13 protein-coding genes are annotated in these 13,232 nt (G+C 61.2%); 9 read left to right on the top strand and 4 right to left on the bottom strand.

The window, feature by feature from the left end:
* Nucleotides 1–54 precede the first annotated feature (54 nt).
* The 4 genes from egtD (at nucleotide 55) to F6X24_RS11320 (ending at nucleotide 3,513) form a co-directional block, all read left to right on the top strand.
* On the top strand, nucleotides 55–1,011 hold the full coding sequence (gene egtD, locus F6X24_RS11335; protein WP_191906299.1) for an L-histidine N(alpha)-methyltransferase: 957 nt from the start codon (nucleotides 55–57) through the stop codon (nucleotides 1,009–1,011).
* Between the two features lie 75 nt (nucleotides 1,012–1,086).
* Nucleotides 1,087–2,502, top strand: a complete 1,416-nt coding sequence (locus tag F6X24_RS11330) for an MATE family efflux transporter (RefSeq protein WP_151088099.1) — start codon at nucleotides 1,087–1,089, stop codon at nucleotides 2,500–2,502.
* Between the two features lie 122 nt (nucleotides 2,503–2,624).
* On the top strand, nucleotides 2,625–3,164 hold the full coding sequence (locus tag F6X24_RS11325; RefSeq protein WP_191906298.1) for a DUF922 domain-containing protein: 540 nt from the start codon (nucleotides 2,625–2,627) through the stop codon (nucleotides 3,162–3,164).
* A complete protein-coding gene (locus F6X24_RS11320) occupies nucleotides 3,157–3,513 on the top strand; it encodes a tRNA-binding protein (protein ID WP_151088097.1) in 357 nt (118 codons plus the stop codon). The genes F6X24_RS11325 and F6X24_RS11320 overlap by 8 nt, the downstream gene beginning before the upstream one ends.
* 11 nt (nucleotides 3,514–3,524) lie before the next feature.
* Here F6X24_RS11320 and F6X24_RS11315 read toward each other — a convergent pair whose 3' ends face one another.
* Complete coding sequence (locus tag F6X24_RS11315) at nucleotides 3,525–3,911, bottom strand: DUF4296 domain-containing protein (RefSeq protein ID WP_151088096.1); 387 nt, start codon at nucleotides 3,909–3,911, stop codon at nucleotides 3,525–3,527.
* 48 nt (nucleotides 3,912–3,959) lie between these two features.
* Here F6X24_RS11315 and F6X24_RS11310 point away from each other — a divergent pair, with 48 nt between their 5' ends.
* From F6X24_RS11310 to F6X24_RS11300, 3 genes are all read left to right on the top strand, one after another.
* The gene (locus F6X24_RS11310) at nucleotides 3,960–4,874 is read left to right on the top strand and encodes a DUF58 domain-containing protein (protein ID WP_151088095.1); all 915 of its coding nucleotides are present in this window, start codon (nucleotides 3,960–3,962) and stop codon (nucleotides 4,872–4,874) included.
* Between the two features lie 3 nt (nucleotides 4,875–4,877).
* Nucleotides 4,878–5,837 carry a hypothetical protein gene (locus F6X24_RS11305; protein ID WP_151088094.1) on the top strand — a complete coding sequence of 320 codons (960 nt, stop codon included), beginning with the start codon at nucleotides 4,878–4,880 and terminating at the stop codon, nucleotides 5,835–5,837.
* A gap of 82 nt (nucleotides 5,838–5,919) precedes the next feature.
* Nucleotides 5,920–6,600 (top strand): SIR2 family NAD-dependent protein deacylase, encoded by a 681-nt coding sequence (locus tag F6X24_RS11300; protein WP_151088093.1) that lies wholly within the window; start codon nucleotides 5,920–5,922, stop codon nucleotides 6,598–6,600.
* 28 nt (nucleotides 6,601–6,628) lie between these two features.
* Here the strand turns inward: F6X24_RS11300 and F6X24_RS11295 are convergent, their stop codons facing one another.
* Complete coding sequence (locus tag F6X24_RS11295) at nucleotides 6,629–7,321, bottom strand: TIGR02117 family protein (protein WP_151088092.1); 693 nt, start codon at nucleotides 7,319–7,321, stop codon at nucleotides 6,629–6,631.
* Nucleotides 7,322–7,396: 75 nt separating this feature from the next.
* On the opposite strand from F6X24_RS11295, the gene F6X24_RS11290 reads away from it, so the two are divergent.
* Complete coding sequence (locus tag F6X24_RS11290; RefSeq protein ID WP_229725058.1) at nucleotides 7,397–7,810, top strand: hypothetical protein; 414 nt, start codon at nucleotides 7,397–7,399, stop codon at nucleotides 7,808–7,810.
* Between the two features lie 82 nt (nucleotides 7,811–7,892).
* Here the strand turns inward: F6X24_RS11290 and F6X24_RS11285 are convergent, their stop codons facing one another.
* Together F6X24_RS11285 and F6X24_RS11280 are read right to left on the bottom strand one after the other, a co-directional pair.
* On the bottom strand, nucleotides 7,893–8,882 hold the full coding sequence (locus tag F6X24_RS11285; RefSeq protein ID WP_151088091.1) for an aldo/keto reductase: 990 nt from the start codon (nucleotides 8,880–8,882) through the stop codon (nucleotides 7,893–7,895).
* A gap of 405 nt (nucleotides 8,883–9,287) precedes the next feature.
* On the bottom strand, nucleotides 9,288–11,567 hold the full coding sequence (locus F6X24_RS11280; RefSeq protein WP_151088090.1) for an aconitate hydratase: 2,280 nt from the start codon (nucleotides 11,565–11,567) through the stop codon (nucleotides 9,288–9,290).
* A gap of 219 nt (nucleotides 11,568–11,786) precedes the next feature.
* On the opposite strand from F6X24_RS11280, the gene F6X24_RS11275 reads away from it, so the two are divergent.
* Nucleotides 11,787–13,130 (top strand): peroxiredoxin family protein, encoded by a 1,344-nt coding sequence (locus F6X24_RS11275; protein ID WP_151088089.1) that lies wholly within the window; start codon nucleotides 11,787–11,789, stop codon nucleotides 13,128–13,130.
* Nucleotides 13,131–13,232: the final 102 nt, after the last annotated feature.

Here is a 13,232-nt window from a genome sequence, read left to right as displayed (position 1 = left end):
ACTACCCGCTGCCACTACTACCCGCTACTTACTCATCACCCATTCGTCATTACCTTGAATCAACTTGCTGAACATCTGGCCCAAGGCTTCAGCCAAACGCCGAAGACCTTGTCGTCCAAATATTTCTACGATGCAGCCGGCAGCCGGCTGTTTCAGCAGATAATGAGCCTGCCCGAGTATTACCCTACGCGTACGGAGTTGGGTATTTTTCAGGAGCAGGGCGCGGCAATCGGGCGGGCGCTGGCAGCGGGTGCCACCACCGGGCAGCCCCTGGCCGTGGTGGAGCTGGGGGCGGGCGACGGGCTAAAAACCAAGCTGCTACTGCGTGAGCTGCTTGCCCAGCCGGTAGCGCTCACCTACGTGCCGGTTGATATCTCCCCCTCCGCTATTGAGGAGCTGACCAGCTCGCTGCAACAGGAGCTGCCCGGCCTGGCCACCGAGCCGCTGGTAGCCGAGTACGGGGAAGCGCTCACGGCGCTGGCGGCGCAGCCGGGGGCAAAGGCCGTGCTGTTTCTGGGCTCCAACATCGGCAATTTCGCGCCCGCCGAGCAGCTCGATTTTTTGCGCAACCTGGCCCGGCCGCTCACCCCGGCCGACCGCCTGCTGGTGGGCTTCGACCTGCGCAAGGACCCGCGCCGCATTCGGGCGGCTTACGACGATGCCCAGGGCATCACGGCTGAGTTTAACTTCAACCTGCTGCGCCGCCTCAACGCCGAAGCCGGGACTGATTTTCAGCTCGCAGACTGGCAGCATTTCCCTGACTATGACCCCGCCACCGGGGCCATGCGCTCGTGGCTGGTGAGCCGCCGCGCCCAGACCGTACGCGTGGCGGCGCTGGCCGGCCAGGCTTTTGAAATTGCGGCCTGGGAGGCCATTCAAACCGAAAGCTCATACAAATTTACCCTGCCTCAGATTACGGGGCTGGCCGCGGGCGCCGGCCTGCGCGTGGTGCAGGTCTTCCAGGATGCGGCCGGCGACTTCGCCGACGTGGTGCTGGCCGTGGCCGGCTAAGGTCGTAATTTTGTATCCAATCAAGTAGAACGTCATGCTTCGCTATGCTCGGCATGACGTTCTTTTTTTAAGTAGATGCAAGCTATAAAATCCCACCTTCGCCCTACCCTGCTCTTAGCTTATCCCGTGGTGCTCAGCCAGCTCGGGCATATCCTGGTGGGCGTGTGCGACTCGGTGATGGTGGGCCACCTTGGCAAGCTGCCGCTCGACGCCGTGGGCATGGGCGTGAGCTCGACCACGCTGCTGCTGGTGCTGGGCCTGGGCATCAGCATGGGCGCGGTGCCACGCGTGGCGGCCGCCAACGGGCGCGGCGATAAGGAGGCGCTGGGCCGGCTGCTGGTGGGCACCGTGTGGCTGAATACGCTGGTGGGCGTGCTGCTGGCCGGCTTCAGCCAGCTGCTGCCCCTGCTGCTGCCCCACCTGCACCAGGCCCCCGAGGTGGTGGCGCTGGCCACGCCCTGGGTGCGCGTAGTGGGCCTGTCGCTGCTGCCGCTGATGGTGTTTCAGGGCTTCCGCGAGTGGGCCGAAGGGCTGGGGCTGACCCGCCAGGCCATGCAGCTCTCCATTGCCGCCAACGTGCTCAATGCCCTGCTGTGCTACGCCCTGATTTTCGGCCATTTCGGGGCCCCGCGCCTGGGGCTGATGGGCGCCGCCTGGGCCACGCTCATTGCCCGTATCGGCATGGCCCTGCTGATGGGGCAGTTTGTATTGCGCACCCAGCTGCTACGGGCCAAGCGCCCAGCCACTATGGCCGAGTGGCTGCGGCCGGGCCTGGCCGAGCTGCGCGGGCAGCTGGCGCTGGGCCTGCCCATCGGCGTGCAAATGATGCTCGAAGTGGGAGCATTCAGCTTTTCGTATTTAATGATTGGCTGGATTGGCGTTACGCCCCAGGCGGCCCATCAGATTGCCATAAACGTGGCCTCGGTGACGTATATGGCCGCCACGGGCATTGCGGCGGCAGCTACCATTCGGGTGGGCAACCTGCGCGGCAGCGGCGATATGGCCGGGGCCCGGCAGGCTGGCTTTGCTGCCTACTGGCTGGCTTTTGGGTTTATGGGCACGATGGGCCTGCTGCTGATTGTGTTGCGGCATAGTATTCCTGCCTTTTATAATACTGACCCGGCCGTGGTAGCGCAGGCTGCCACGCTGCTGGCCATTGCGGCCGGCTTTCAGGTATCCGACGGCTTGCAGGTGGTGGGCCTGGGCGCCCTGCGGGGCCTCGAAGACGTAAAGGTGCCCTCGGTAGTAGCCCTGCTGGCTTACTGGGCTATTGCCCTGCCACTGGGCTACGGCCTGGGCTTTGGGCTTGGCCTGGGCGCGCCGGGCATCTGGCTGGGCCTGCTCACGGGCCTGAGCCTGGTAGCCGGTGTGCTGCTGCTGCGCTTTCGGCGCGAAAGCCAGCCGGGCAAGCCTACTGCCAAAGCGGGCAGCTCAGCGCAAGCGCTTACCAAGGCTGAAGAACTGCTGGTGCTGAGCCAGCCCGCTGGCTAACTGCGGAACTCAGAGCCGGGTGGCGGTTGTCAGGTGAGCGCTGGTTTACCAGCCGCATGGGCCCTGCCCGCTACTTTTATTTCTACCCTTGCAACTTCATGCGCATCTTCTGGCCTGAATTTTTGTTAATAGCCCTTTTCGCACCCGGCCCGGCCGCCGCGCAGCAGGTGAAGCTGCCGGCTGGGGCCATCCGCTGGTCGGCCAACCGCCCCCTCACGGTGGCTGATTTTAAAGGACGGCCCAAAACGAGCGAAGGCCATGCGGCGCTCACCTCGGCCAATATCAACACCGGGGCTACCTGCCACGCCAACGTGTTTTCGGGCACGGCCCAGGCCAGCTTCGACCCGGCTACGTCGTGGGTGCGCGACCCGGCCCGCATGACGCCCGCCCTGCTGCGCCACGAGCAGCTGCACTTCGATATTGCGGAGGTATATGCCCGCCGCCTGCGTCAGCAGCTGGGCGCGCTGCGAATTTCCTGCAGCCAGCTGGGTACTACCTTCGACCGCGTGAGCCAGGCGGCCTACTCGGCCTGGCAGCAGGCCGAAGATGCCTACGACCGCGACACCAACCACGGCCTGCTGCACGAGCGCCAGGCCCAATGGGAAACCCAGGTGCAGCAGCAGCTCCGCGAGCTGGCCCCTTTTGCCGAAAAAGATGCCTGAGCAGCCTCCTTCTGACGTGATAAGCGTAGCCGATTTTGAGCGCGTTGCCCTGCACGTGGGCACCATTGTGGAAGCCCGTGAGTTTCCACAGGCCCGCCGCCCGGCCTACCAGCTGCTCATTGACTTTGGCCCCGCAATCGGCCTGAAAAAATCGAGCGCCCAGCTTACGCATCATTACACGCCCGCTACGCTGCAGGGCCGGCAGGTGCTGGCCGTGCTCAACTTTCCGCCCCGGCAGATTGGCCCATTCCACTCGGAAGTGCTGGTGCTCGGGGCCCCCGATGCCGATGGCCACACGGTGCTCGTGGCCGTGGCCGCGCCGGTGCCCAATGGCAGCCGCATTTACTGAGCCGCGGCACGCTACGGATGCTTCACCGTCGGCTGGCCGCCCATGCGCTTTTGCTGGGCATCGAGCGAGTCGATAACGCCGGCGTAAATATCGTCCAGGTCCTTTTTGTGAGAAGCGTAGTAGTAATAGCTGCGCTGAAAAGAGGAATCCTCTTCGGCTATACCGTAGTGCCAGAGTATGTCGCGCTGCATACTCAGAAACAGCGCCCGGCTGGAATCGGGCGAAAACCGACCCGATTCCAGCCGCGATTCCAGCAGATGAAACCGGATAAGCAGGCTTATCATCTGTTGCTTGGTCAGTAGCTTGGGTGGAGGGCTCACCTCTTCGGGGCGGGCACAGCTACCGAGGGCCAGGAGCAGGCCCAGCGCCGGAATAAAGGAGGTCAGCGGCGATTTCACCCCCAAAAATAGCCCCGCGCCGTAGCTTCGTCTCTCAGCCTGCCCACCATGCCGCCCGCCGCCCCGCCATCTGCCCAGCTTCCTGCCAGCCTTACGGCACTGGTGCGCCGCCTGCGCCACCTCGAAATAAGAATGCGCCAGGCGGTAGAGGCCCAGCTGCAGGGCAACTTCGGCTCCGTATTTCGGGGCAACGGCCTGGAGTTTGACGACGTGCGCCTCTATCAGTATGGCGATGAGGTGCGGGCCATTGACTGGGCCGTGAGCAGTAAAGGCCACGGCACCTTTGTAAAAACCTACAAGGAAGAGCGCGAGCAGCAGGTGCTGGTAGCCCTCGACGTGAGCGCCTCGCAGCGCGTGGGCGGCGGCCCCGCCGGCAGCCAGTGCAAGCTTGACCTGGGCCGCGACCTGGCCGGGGTGCTGGCCCTGGCCGCCGCCCGCCAGGATTCGGCGCTGGGAATGCTGGCTTTTTCGGACCAGAAAGAGCTGTACCTGCCCCCGGCCAAGGGGTTGCGGGCGGCCTACGCCCTGCTGCAACGCCTCTATGGGCTGCGGCCGGCCTCGGAGCATACCAGCCTGAGCGCGGGTATCCGCCAGCTGCTGGGCCTGCTGCGCCGGCGCAGCCTGGTTATTCTTATCTCCGATTTTATCGACGAAAACTACGAGCGGGAGCTTAGCATGCTGGCCCGGCAGCACGACCTGGTAGTGGTGCAGCTGGTGGCACCGCAGGAAGCCGCCTTTCCGGCGCTGGGCATTGTACCCCTGCGCGATGCCGAAACCGGCCTGCTGCGCTGGGTCGACACGTCGGCCCCGGCTTTCCAGAACCAGTACCGGGCCCAGACCGATGCCCGGCAGCTGGCCCTGCGCACCCTGTGCCGCCGCCAGCGCGTGAGCCTGCTGCTGCTGCGTACCGACGAAGACTTTGTGCCGCAGCTGGTGGGACTGTTTCGGCAGCGACGGGGATAAATTATGTTTTTACTATATATAATACATAATATATTTAATAGATTCCGTTCCGGGCGGCGGCTTGCCCTGCTGCTGGGAGTCAGTACTGGCGTGGGCATAAGCGGGGCCGCGGCGGCTACCGGGCCGGTGGGGCGGTTTTCGCGGGCCGTGGTGGAGGTAGGCCAGCCCTTCGACTACGTGCTGAGCTACGCCCACGACCCGGCCGAGGAGGTTGTTTTCCCCGACTCGCTGGCGGTTTTTGGCTCGTTTGAGTACGTGGGGCGGCGCTGGCTGCCTACCCGCACCGAAAACGGCCGGAGCTTCGACCAGGCAGTGTACCGGCTGCGCACGTTCTCGCTGGCCCCGGTTCAGGTCCTGCAGCTGCCCGTGCTGGTGCTGCACGAAGATGGCGATACGCTGCGCCTGCTGCCGCCGGCTACGCAGGTGCGCCTGCACCGCGTGGCTCCTACCCTCTACACCTCCGAGCATGCGGGGCTGCCCACGCTGCGCACCAATTACCAGCCCCTGCCCCTGCCACCGGCTTTTAACTACCCGTTCTGGCTGGCGGGCCTGGCGGGTGCCCTGGCGCTGGCCGGCGTGGCCTGGGCCCTCTACGGCCGGCGCTGGCGCCAGCGCTATAGCCGCTACAAGCGCCGCAAAAACCACCTGTATTTTCTGACGCAGTTTGCCCGCAATGCCGAGCGCTTCACGCTATCCCGCTCGGCCCCGCTGGTAGAGCGTACGGTAGTGCTCTGGAAAAATTACCTTTCCAGCCTCGAAAGCACTAACCTCAGCTCTCTCACCACGAAAGAGTTAACCGAGTATTTTCAGCATAATGAAGACGTGCGCCGGGCGCTGCGCACCACCGACCGTGTCGTGTATGGCAACCTGCTCAGCGAAGATGCGCAGGAGGTTGACGCCGCCTTTCAGCGCCTGCGCGATTTTGCCGAGCGCCAGTACGAAGTGCTCCTGAATGGCCAATAGCTGACGGCCGAACAGGGCTTGGATTAGGTGAGGCCAGCCGTAATTTTGATTATTCACCAGTACTTACCCCACTAGCAGCAGCATGCCTCATCTCGTAGCACTTACCGGCGCGGGCGTATCGGCCGAGAGCGGAATTCGCACGTTTCGCGACACCAATGGCCTTTGGGAAGAGCATCGGATTGAGGATGTAGCCACGCCCGAGGCCTTTGCCCGCAACCCGGCGCTGGTGCTCGACTTTTATAACAAGCGGCGTGCCCAGGCCCGCACCGTAGCGCCCAACGCGGCGCACCTAGCCCTCGCCGGCTTTGAGCAGGCGCCGGGCTGGACGGTCAGCATTATTACCCAAAATGTGGATGACCTGCACGAGCGGGCCGGCTCTACGCAGGTGCTGCACCTGCACGGTATGCTGAATAAAATGCGCTCGGTGAAAAGCGAAACCACCGTTTTTGACTGTCCGGGCGACATTGAGGTGGGCGACCTGGCCCCCGACGGCGGCCAGCTGCGCCCGCACATCGTGTGGTTTGGCGAAATGGTGCCCGCCATTGAGGAAGCCGCCGAGCTGGTGGCTACCGCCGATGTGCTGCTTGTGGTGGGCACTTCCCTGCAGGTGTACCCGGCGGCCGGGCTGCTGCACTACGCGCCCGCCAGCTGCCCGGTGTACGTTATCGACCCGCACCAGCCCGAAGTAAGCGGCCGCCGCCACGTACAATATGTGGTGCAGCCGGCAAGCATCGGCGTGCCGCAGGTGCTGCAGCAAATCTGAAATCAGTAACTGCTGACTCCTGCCGCTGCTACCGGTACTGGTAGAGAATTCCGGTATCAAAAGGTGTCCAGAGGCTGGCTTTCTGGCCGCTCATCTTCAAGCCGTTATTCGTCCAGGTGTTGCAGGTATTGAGGATGCTGTAGCGGTTGTTGGCTTCGTAGAACGCATCGTGGGCGGCGTAGCTGTGGCCGGGCAGCCAGGTAAACTGGCCCGCGGCGTCGCGGCGGAAGCTTTTTTGAATATAGGCAATCAGCTGCTGATATTGCGTGGGCGTGAGGTGCAGCGCTACGCATTCGGGGCCGAGCTGCAGGTCGGCCTCGCGGTAAAAGGTGGTGTGCATAGCCGAAGTACTCAGCCAGAAGCCGGCCTTGATAGCCGTGCTGGCTTTGAGCTGTGCCCAGGTTGGGGTATCGAGGTAAAACCCCTTATCGCCCCACCCGATGCCGATATAGTGATAGGTGGTATCGGCGGCCTGCGTGTTGCCATAGGGCAGCTGCTGGCTCCAGTCGATAAACCGGGTTCTGACGGGCAGCACCAGGTCGGTATGCACCCCGTTGGAGTAGATAAACAGCGGGATGGTGGCCGGCTCCGCGGTCGGCTGCTTAGCCACCGGAATACGCGACAGCACATACGCCGAGCCCAGATACACGCCCACGGCCCCCACCAGCGCACCCAGCGTGCAGGCAGTTATTTTTAGCGATTTGCGCAGTAAAGGCGACATAAGCGGCGGTAGTTTTACTGCTAGTACGCTATTTCACTAAAAGTAACCCGCGCCGCAGCGCGCTTTACCTGCCCAATGGCTCAGCCCACCGAAGAAGAAGTTTACGCCATTCCGGCCAGATACCGGCAAATGGAGAATACCCACATCCTGTTCTGGCTACTCAAAGACATCAGCTGGTGCATGGTGTGGAAGCCCCTGGGAATCCTGATGATAGGGCCTACGCTGGGTATTGCCCTCGTCATTGCCTGGCGCACCCGCACCCTTAAGTCCGAGCTGGCCCATAACTTGGCCATTGTATTCTGGATTTCAGCCAACTCGTACTGGATGCTCAGCGAGTTCTTCGGCTTCGACACGGTGCGCATTGGCACCCTTACCGACGGTAAGCACCTGGCTATCATTCCGTTTGGCATCGGGCTAGCCATTTTGGCGTATTATTACCTCGTGCAGAAGCCGCGTGAGGCGCGGGCCGCGCAGGTGGCTACGCTGTGAAATAACCAATTGAAAAAGAACGTCCTGCTCACCTGGCGTCCGCTTGTTGAAGCAGGACGTTCTTTCTATATAAACCGCCTTTTTACCACAACTGATGCACGAGCGGCCGAATCATGCGGTCGTAAATACCGCGCACGGCCGCCAGCTGCTCACTTGTCAGTGCCGGCAGCTCTTCTGTTTTCAAGTTGGAAAGCAGCTGCTCGGGCCTGGAAGCACCCGGAATAATGCAGCTTACCTCCGGAAACATCAGTATCCAGCGCAAAGCCAGCGGGGCTAGCTGTGGCTGGCCAGGGAACACCTTTTTCAGCTCCTCCACGGCCGCCAGGCCGGTGTTGTAGTCCACGCCCGCGAAGGTTTCACCCTTGTCGAAGGCTGCGCCGTCGCGGTTGAAATTACGGTGGTCGTCTTTGTTGAAAGTCGTCTGGGGCGAAAACTTACCCGTGAGCAGGCCACTGGCCAGCGGCACCCGCACAATCAGGCCAACATTGCGCCGCTGCGCCTCCTTGAAAAACAGCTCGGCCGGCCGCTGCCGAAACATATTGAAAATCACCTGTACGGTAGTCACGTTCGGGTATTCGATGGCCTTGAGGCCCTCCTCCACCTTTTCGACGCTTACCCCCAGGTTAAGAATTTTGCCTTCCTCTTTGAGTCGGTCGAACAGCTCAAATATATCGGGGCGGTAATATACTTCGGTGGGCGGGCAGTGCAGCTGCACAAGGTCGAGGGTTTCGAGCTGCATGTTGCGCAGGCTGTCTTCGACGAAGCCGCGTAGCGCGGCGGGCTGGTAGGCGTCGGCCGTGTGGGGCTGCAAGCGCCGGCCGCACTTGGTAGCGACAATTATCCGCTCGCCCGAGCGGCTGCGCACAAGCCGGCCTACCGCTTTTTCGCTTTCCCCGTCGCCATACACGTCGGCCGTGTCGATGAAGTTGATGCCCGCATCCACGGCGGCGTTCAGAATGCGGTCGGCATTGGCGTGGCTGAATGGCTCGCCCCACCTGCCGCCCACCTGCCAGGTGCCAAGGCTGATTTCAGAGATGGAGAAGCCGGTTTTGCCAAGAGTGCGGTGGTTCATAAGAATTGAGAAAGTGCTTATTCCCTAACTCCTATTGCCGCCGCAAGTTGCATCCGTGGTACTAAAGTAGTTTACTAACTGGCGCGAGTTTAGGCGAAGCCGTAACTCGTGCCGATTATACTGTGGAGGTTGTACCTCCACTGCCGCGCCAGCGGCAAAGTGGAAATGCGCCGCTAGTTTCGTTCTACTACATCGTTCTATGGGAGGCACAGCCTCCCCGAAAACCTGTCACGAGTTACTGCTTCGCCTAAACTCGTGACAGTTTTGGAGATACAACCCATTGGCGATATGGAAACCTAAGTATTTTGAAAGGTAAAAATTAGAGATTATTTACTACTCTGCTTTACAAAAACGGCCACCCCGGTTTCCCGAGGCGGCCGTTAAAGTAATCAGCAATAACGATATTTACACTGCCACACCCTGTGCCTGCAACTTAATCAGGTTCAGAGCCGAGCCGGCTTTAAACCAGCCAATCTGGCCTTCGTTGTAGGTGTGGTTGACGGTGATGAGGTCAGTGTCACCGTCGGAGTGGCGCAGGCGCACTTGCAGCGGCTGGCCGGGAGCGAAGCTCGTGAGGCCCAGGATGTCAATCTGGTCATCTTCTTCGATGAGGTCGTAGTCGGCCTTATTGGCGAAGGTGAGAGCCAGCATCCCCTGCTTCTTGAGGTTGGTTTCGTGAATCCGGGCGAAGCTTTTCACCAGCACGGCGCGCACGCCGAGGTGGCGGGGCTCCATGGCGGCGTGCTCGCGCGAGCTGCCTTCGCCGTAGTTCTCGTCGCCTACCACAATCGAGCCGATGCCGATGCTCTTAAGCACGCGGGCGGCCTGGGGCACCGGCACGTAGGGCGAGCCCTGGGTACCACTGTCCTTCACAGCGTTGGTTTCGCCGGTGTAGGCATTGGTGGCGCCGATGAGCATGTTGTTGGAAATATTATCCAGGTGCCCGCGGAACTTGAGCCACGGGCCGGCCATGCTGATGTGGTCGGTGGTGCACTTGCCGAGCGCCTTGATGAGCACCCGCAACCCCAGCAGGTCGGTACCTTCCCAGGGTTTGAAGGGTTCCAGCAGTTGGAGGCGGTCCGAGTTACGGTCTACCAACACCTGTACGGTGCTGCCATCGGCCGCCGGGGCCTGGAAGCCCGCGTCTTCCACGGCAAAGCCGGACGGGGGCAGCTCTACGCCGGTGGGCTCGTCGAACTTCACCGCGCCGTTTTTGCCGGGCAGCGTATCGGTGAGCGGATTAAAGGTCAAGCTGCCGGCGATGGCGAAAGCCGTTACGATTTCGGGCGAAGCCACGAACGCATGCGTGTTTGGGTTGCCGTCGTTGCGCTTGGCAAAGTTGCGGTTGAAGCTCGTAATGATGGAGTTACGGCGCTTGGGGTCATCGGTGTGGCGGGCCCACTGGCCGATGCACGGCCCGCAGGCATTGGCCAGCACCACACCGCCCATCTCGGCGAAGGTGTCGAGCAGACCGTCGCGGGCCACGGTGTAGCGCACCTGCTCCGAGCCGGGCGTGATGGTAAACTCGGCCGCTACGTGCAGGCCCTTATCCACGGCCTGCTTGGCGATGCTGGCGGCGCGGGTAATGTCTTCGTAGCTGGAGTTGGTGCACGAGCCAATGAGGCCCACTTCCAGCTTCTCGGGCCAGCCGTGCTCCTTTACGGCGGCGGCAAACTGCGAAATCGGCCAGGCGGCGTCGGGCGTAAACGGGCCGTTCACGTAAGGCTCCAGGGTATTGAGGTCAATCTCGATGAGTTGGTCGTAGAAATTGGCCGGGTTAGCGTACACCTCGTCGTCGGCGCGCAGGTGCTGGGCCACGCCTTTCGCCATGTCGGCAATATCGGCGCGGTCGGTGCTGCGCAGGTAGTCGCCCATCTTCTCATCGTAGCCAAATACCGAGGTGGTAGCCCCGATTTCGGCGCCCATGTTGCAGATGGTGCCTTTGCCAGTGGCGCTCAGGCTTTCCGCGCCTTCGCCAAAATACTCCACGATGGCGCCGGTACCGCCTTTTACGGTCAGAATACCAGCTACTTTCAGAATCACGTCTTTGGCCGAGGTCCAGCCGCTCATCTTGCCGGTCAGCTTTACGCCAATCACCTTCGGGAACTTCAGCTCCCAGGGCATCCCGGCCATTACGTCCACAGCATCGGCGCCGCCCACGCCAATGGCAATCATGCCCAGGCCACCCGCGTTGGGGGTGTGCGAGTCGGTGCCAATCATCATGCCGCCGGGGAAGGCGTAGTTTTCGAGCACTACCTGGTGAATAATGCCCGCGCCCGGCTTCCAGAAGCCAATGCCATACTTATTCGAAACCGAAGCCAGAAAATCGTAAACTTCCTTGTTCTCGTCGTTGGCTACGGCGAGGTCTTCGGTGGCGCCGTCCTTAGCCTGAATCAGGTGGTCGCAGTGTACGGTCGAGGGAACGGCTGTTTTGTCCTTGCCGGCCTGCATAAACTGTAGCAGCGCCATCTGGGCGGTGGCATCCTGCATGGCTACGCGGTCGGGGGTAAAATCGACGTAGCTTATGCCGCGCTGGTAGGAAGCGCCGACTTTGCCCCCGTAGAGGTGAGCATAAAGGATTTTTTCGGTGAGCGTGAGCGGCCGGCCGACGGCCGTGCGGGCGGCTTCGATGCGCGCGCCGAGGCCCGCGTACACGGCCCGAATCATATCAAGGTCAAACGCCATAGGAGGAGAGTGGGGTTGTTAGCTTAGGCGCAAAAGTAACTGGCAGCCCAGGCAAATTGGTAGTATCCGGTTGATTTAGGAGTGTACTTAGAAATCTTCCAAATAGAATGCTGGTTGGAGAGGCACGCTGTGCGACTTTTACGCCGATTCGGCACGAAGCAGCCACATCTTATAACCAAGTGGCGCCGGTGCTAGTTTTGGCGGTTCTACTTTGCTTTTATGAAATCTCTCTGTTTGGTCTTTCTGGCAGCTACGCTGTTGGCCGGCTGCAACTCGTCTACTACTTCGGGCTCGGGCGCAGCGGGTGCCACTTCGGCCGCCGCGCTGCTTACACCCGGCCCCTGGCGCGGCGAACTGGCCACGCAGGGCCAGAAAATTCCGTTTTTATTCGAGGTTAAAACTGAGGCCGGCAAGCCGGTGGTGTACCTTGTTAATAAAGGGCTGAACGGCGAGGAGCGCCTGCGCTGCGACGAAATCTCGGCAGCCGGCGACTCGGTTACCATTCGCCTGCACGTGTTTGACGCGGCGCTGGTGGTGCGCGCCGATGGCCAGGATAAGCTGAAAGGCGTGTGGGTGAAATACGACAGCAAGACGCCATATCGGGTGCCGCTGGTGGCTACTGCGGGCGCGCAGTCGCTTTTTAACGGCGCCGATTCAAAAGACGCCGCTTCTTTTGCTGGTACATGGAAAACCACTTTTACCGATGGTAAAGACAGTTATCCAGCAGTAGGGGTGATTCAGCAAAAAGGTGCAGATGTTGTAGGCACCTTCTTAACTACAACTGGCGACTACCGTTATCTAAGTGGAAGTGCACTGGGTAGTGGACTGCGTATGAGCACATTTGATGGAAGTCACGCTTTTTTATTCGAGGCTAAAAAAGAGCCAAAAATAAAGGTTACCGCTGCTAATAATGAGCAAACCGGCTTGCCACGTGCTTTGGCTGAAAATGCTTACCGAGGAGAACTCAATGGCGACTACTACTCAGGCAAATCGGGCCACGAAACCTGGACGGCTACCCTCGACCCCAAGGCCAAGCTGCCCGACGCCGACACGCTCACCTACCTGCGCAAGGGCGAGTCGCGGCTGAATTTCAAGTTTCCGAGCATTGTGCAGGGCAGCAGCATCTCCCCTACCGACCCCAAGTACAAGGGCAAGGTGGTGGTGCTGCAAATCCTGGGCTCGTGGTGCCCCAACTGCATGGACGAAACCGCTTACCTCGCGCCCTGGTACGCGCAGAATAAGGCGCGCGGCGTGGAGATTATCGGCCTGGGCTACGAGCGTAGCTCTGACTACCAGCAGGCGGCCAGCCGTTTGCAAAAGATGAAGCAACGCTTCAACATCGGCTACGACCTGGCCGTGGCGGGCGTGTCGAACAAAGACTCGGTAGCCAGGTCGCTGCCGCAGCTGGCGAAGTTTCTGGGTTTCCCAACCACCATTTTTCTGGATAAAAAAGGCGTGGTGCGCAGCATCCGCACCGGCTTTTCGGGGCCGGGCACGGGGCAGTATTACGAGGAAGAAAAAGCCCACTTTAACCGCACGGTGGACAAGCTGCTGAAAGAATAGCGAGCAGCAATCAAATCGCTACACGAAACCTTCATCTTTGCGCACCGTTTTAAGCGCCACTGTCCGGCTTGCGGATGGTGGCGCTTTTGTTATGGAGTACTC

Origin of the sequence: Hymenobacter baengnokdamensis (genome assembly GCF_008728635.1) — a bacterium.
In the GTDB taxonomy this organism is placed as follows: domain Bacteria; phylum Bacteroidota; class Bacteroidia; order Cytophagales; family Hymenobacteraceae; genus Hymenobacter; species Hymenobacter baengnokdamensis.
The sequence above is the reverse complement of the archived record's forward strand: the minus strand, read 5'-3'. Positions and strand labels throughout refer to the sequence as shown.

What these genes read in the sequence shown, in the direction of transcription:
- F6X24_RS11285 (WP_151088091.1), bottom strand. Translation starts at nt 8,882, where the DNA reads ATGAACCACCGCACTCTTGGCAAAACCGGCTTCTCCATCTCTGAAATC.
- F6X24_RS11275 (WP_151088089.1), top strand. Translation starts at nt 11,787, where the DNA reads ATGAAATCTCTCTGTTTGGTCTTTCTGGCAGCTACGCTGTTGGCCGGC.
- F6X24_RS11300 (WP_151088093.1), top strand. Translation starts at nt 5,920, where the DNA reads ATGCCTCATCTCGTAGCACTTACCGGCGCGGGCGTATCGGCCGAGAGC.
- F6X24_RS11290 (WP_229725058.1), top strand. Translation starts at nt 7,397, where the DNA reads ATGGCTCAGCCCACCGAAGAAGAAGTTTACGCCATTCCGGCCAGATAC.
- F6X24_RS11305 (WP_151088094.1), top strand. Translation starts at nt 4,878, where the DNA reads ATGTTTTTACTATATATAATACATAATATATTTAATAGATTCCGTTCC.
- F6X24_RS11310 (WP_151088095.1), top strand. Translation starts at nt 3,960, where the DNA reads ATGCCGCCCGCCGCCCCGCCATCTGCCCAGCTTCCTGCCAGCCTTACG.
- F6X24_RS11280 (WP_151088090.1), bottom strand. Translation starts at nt 11,567, where the DNA reads ATGGCGTTTGACCTTGATATGATTCGGGCCGTGTACGCGGGCCTCGGC.
- F6X24_RS11295 (WP_151088092.1), bottom strand. Translation starts at nt 7,321, where the DNA reads ATGTCGCCTTTACTGCGCAAATCGCTAAAAATAACTGCCTGCACGCTG.
- F6X24_RS11330 (WP_151088099.1), top strand. Translation starts at nt 1,087, where the DNA reads ATGCAAGCTATAAAATCCCACCTTCGCCCTACCCTGCTCTTAGCTTAT.
- F6X24_RS11320 (WP_151088097.1), top strand. Translation starts at nt 3,157, where the DNA reads ATGCCTGAGCAGCCTCCTTCTGACGTGATAAGCGTAGCCGATTTTGAG.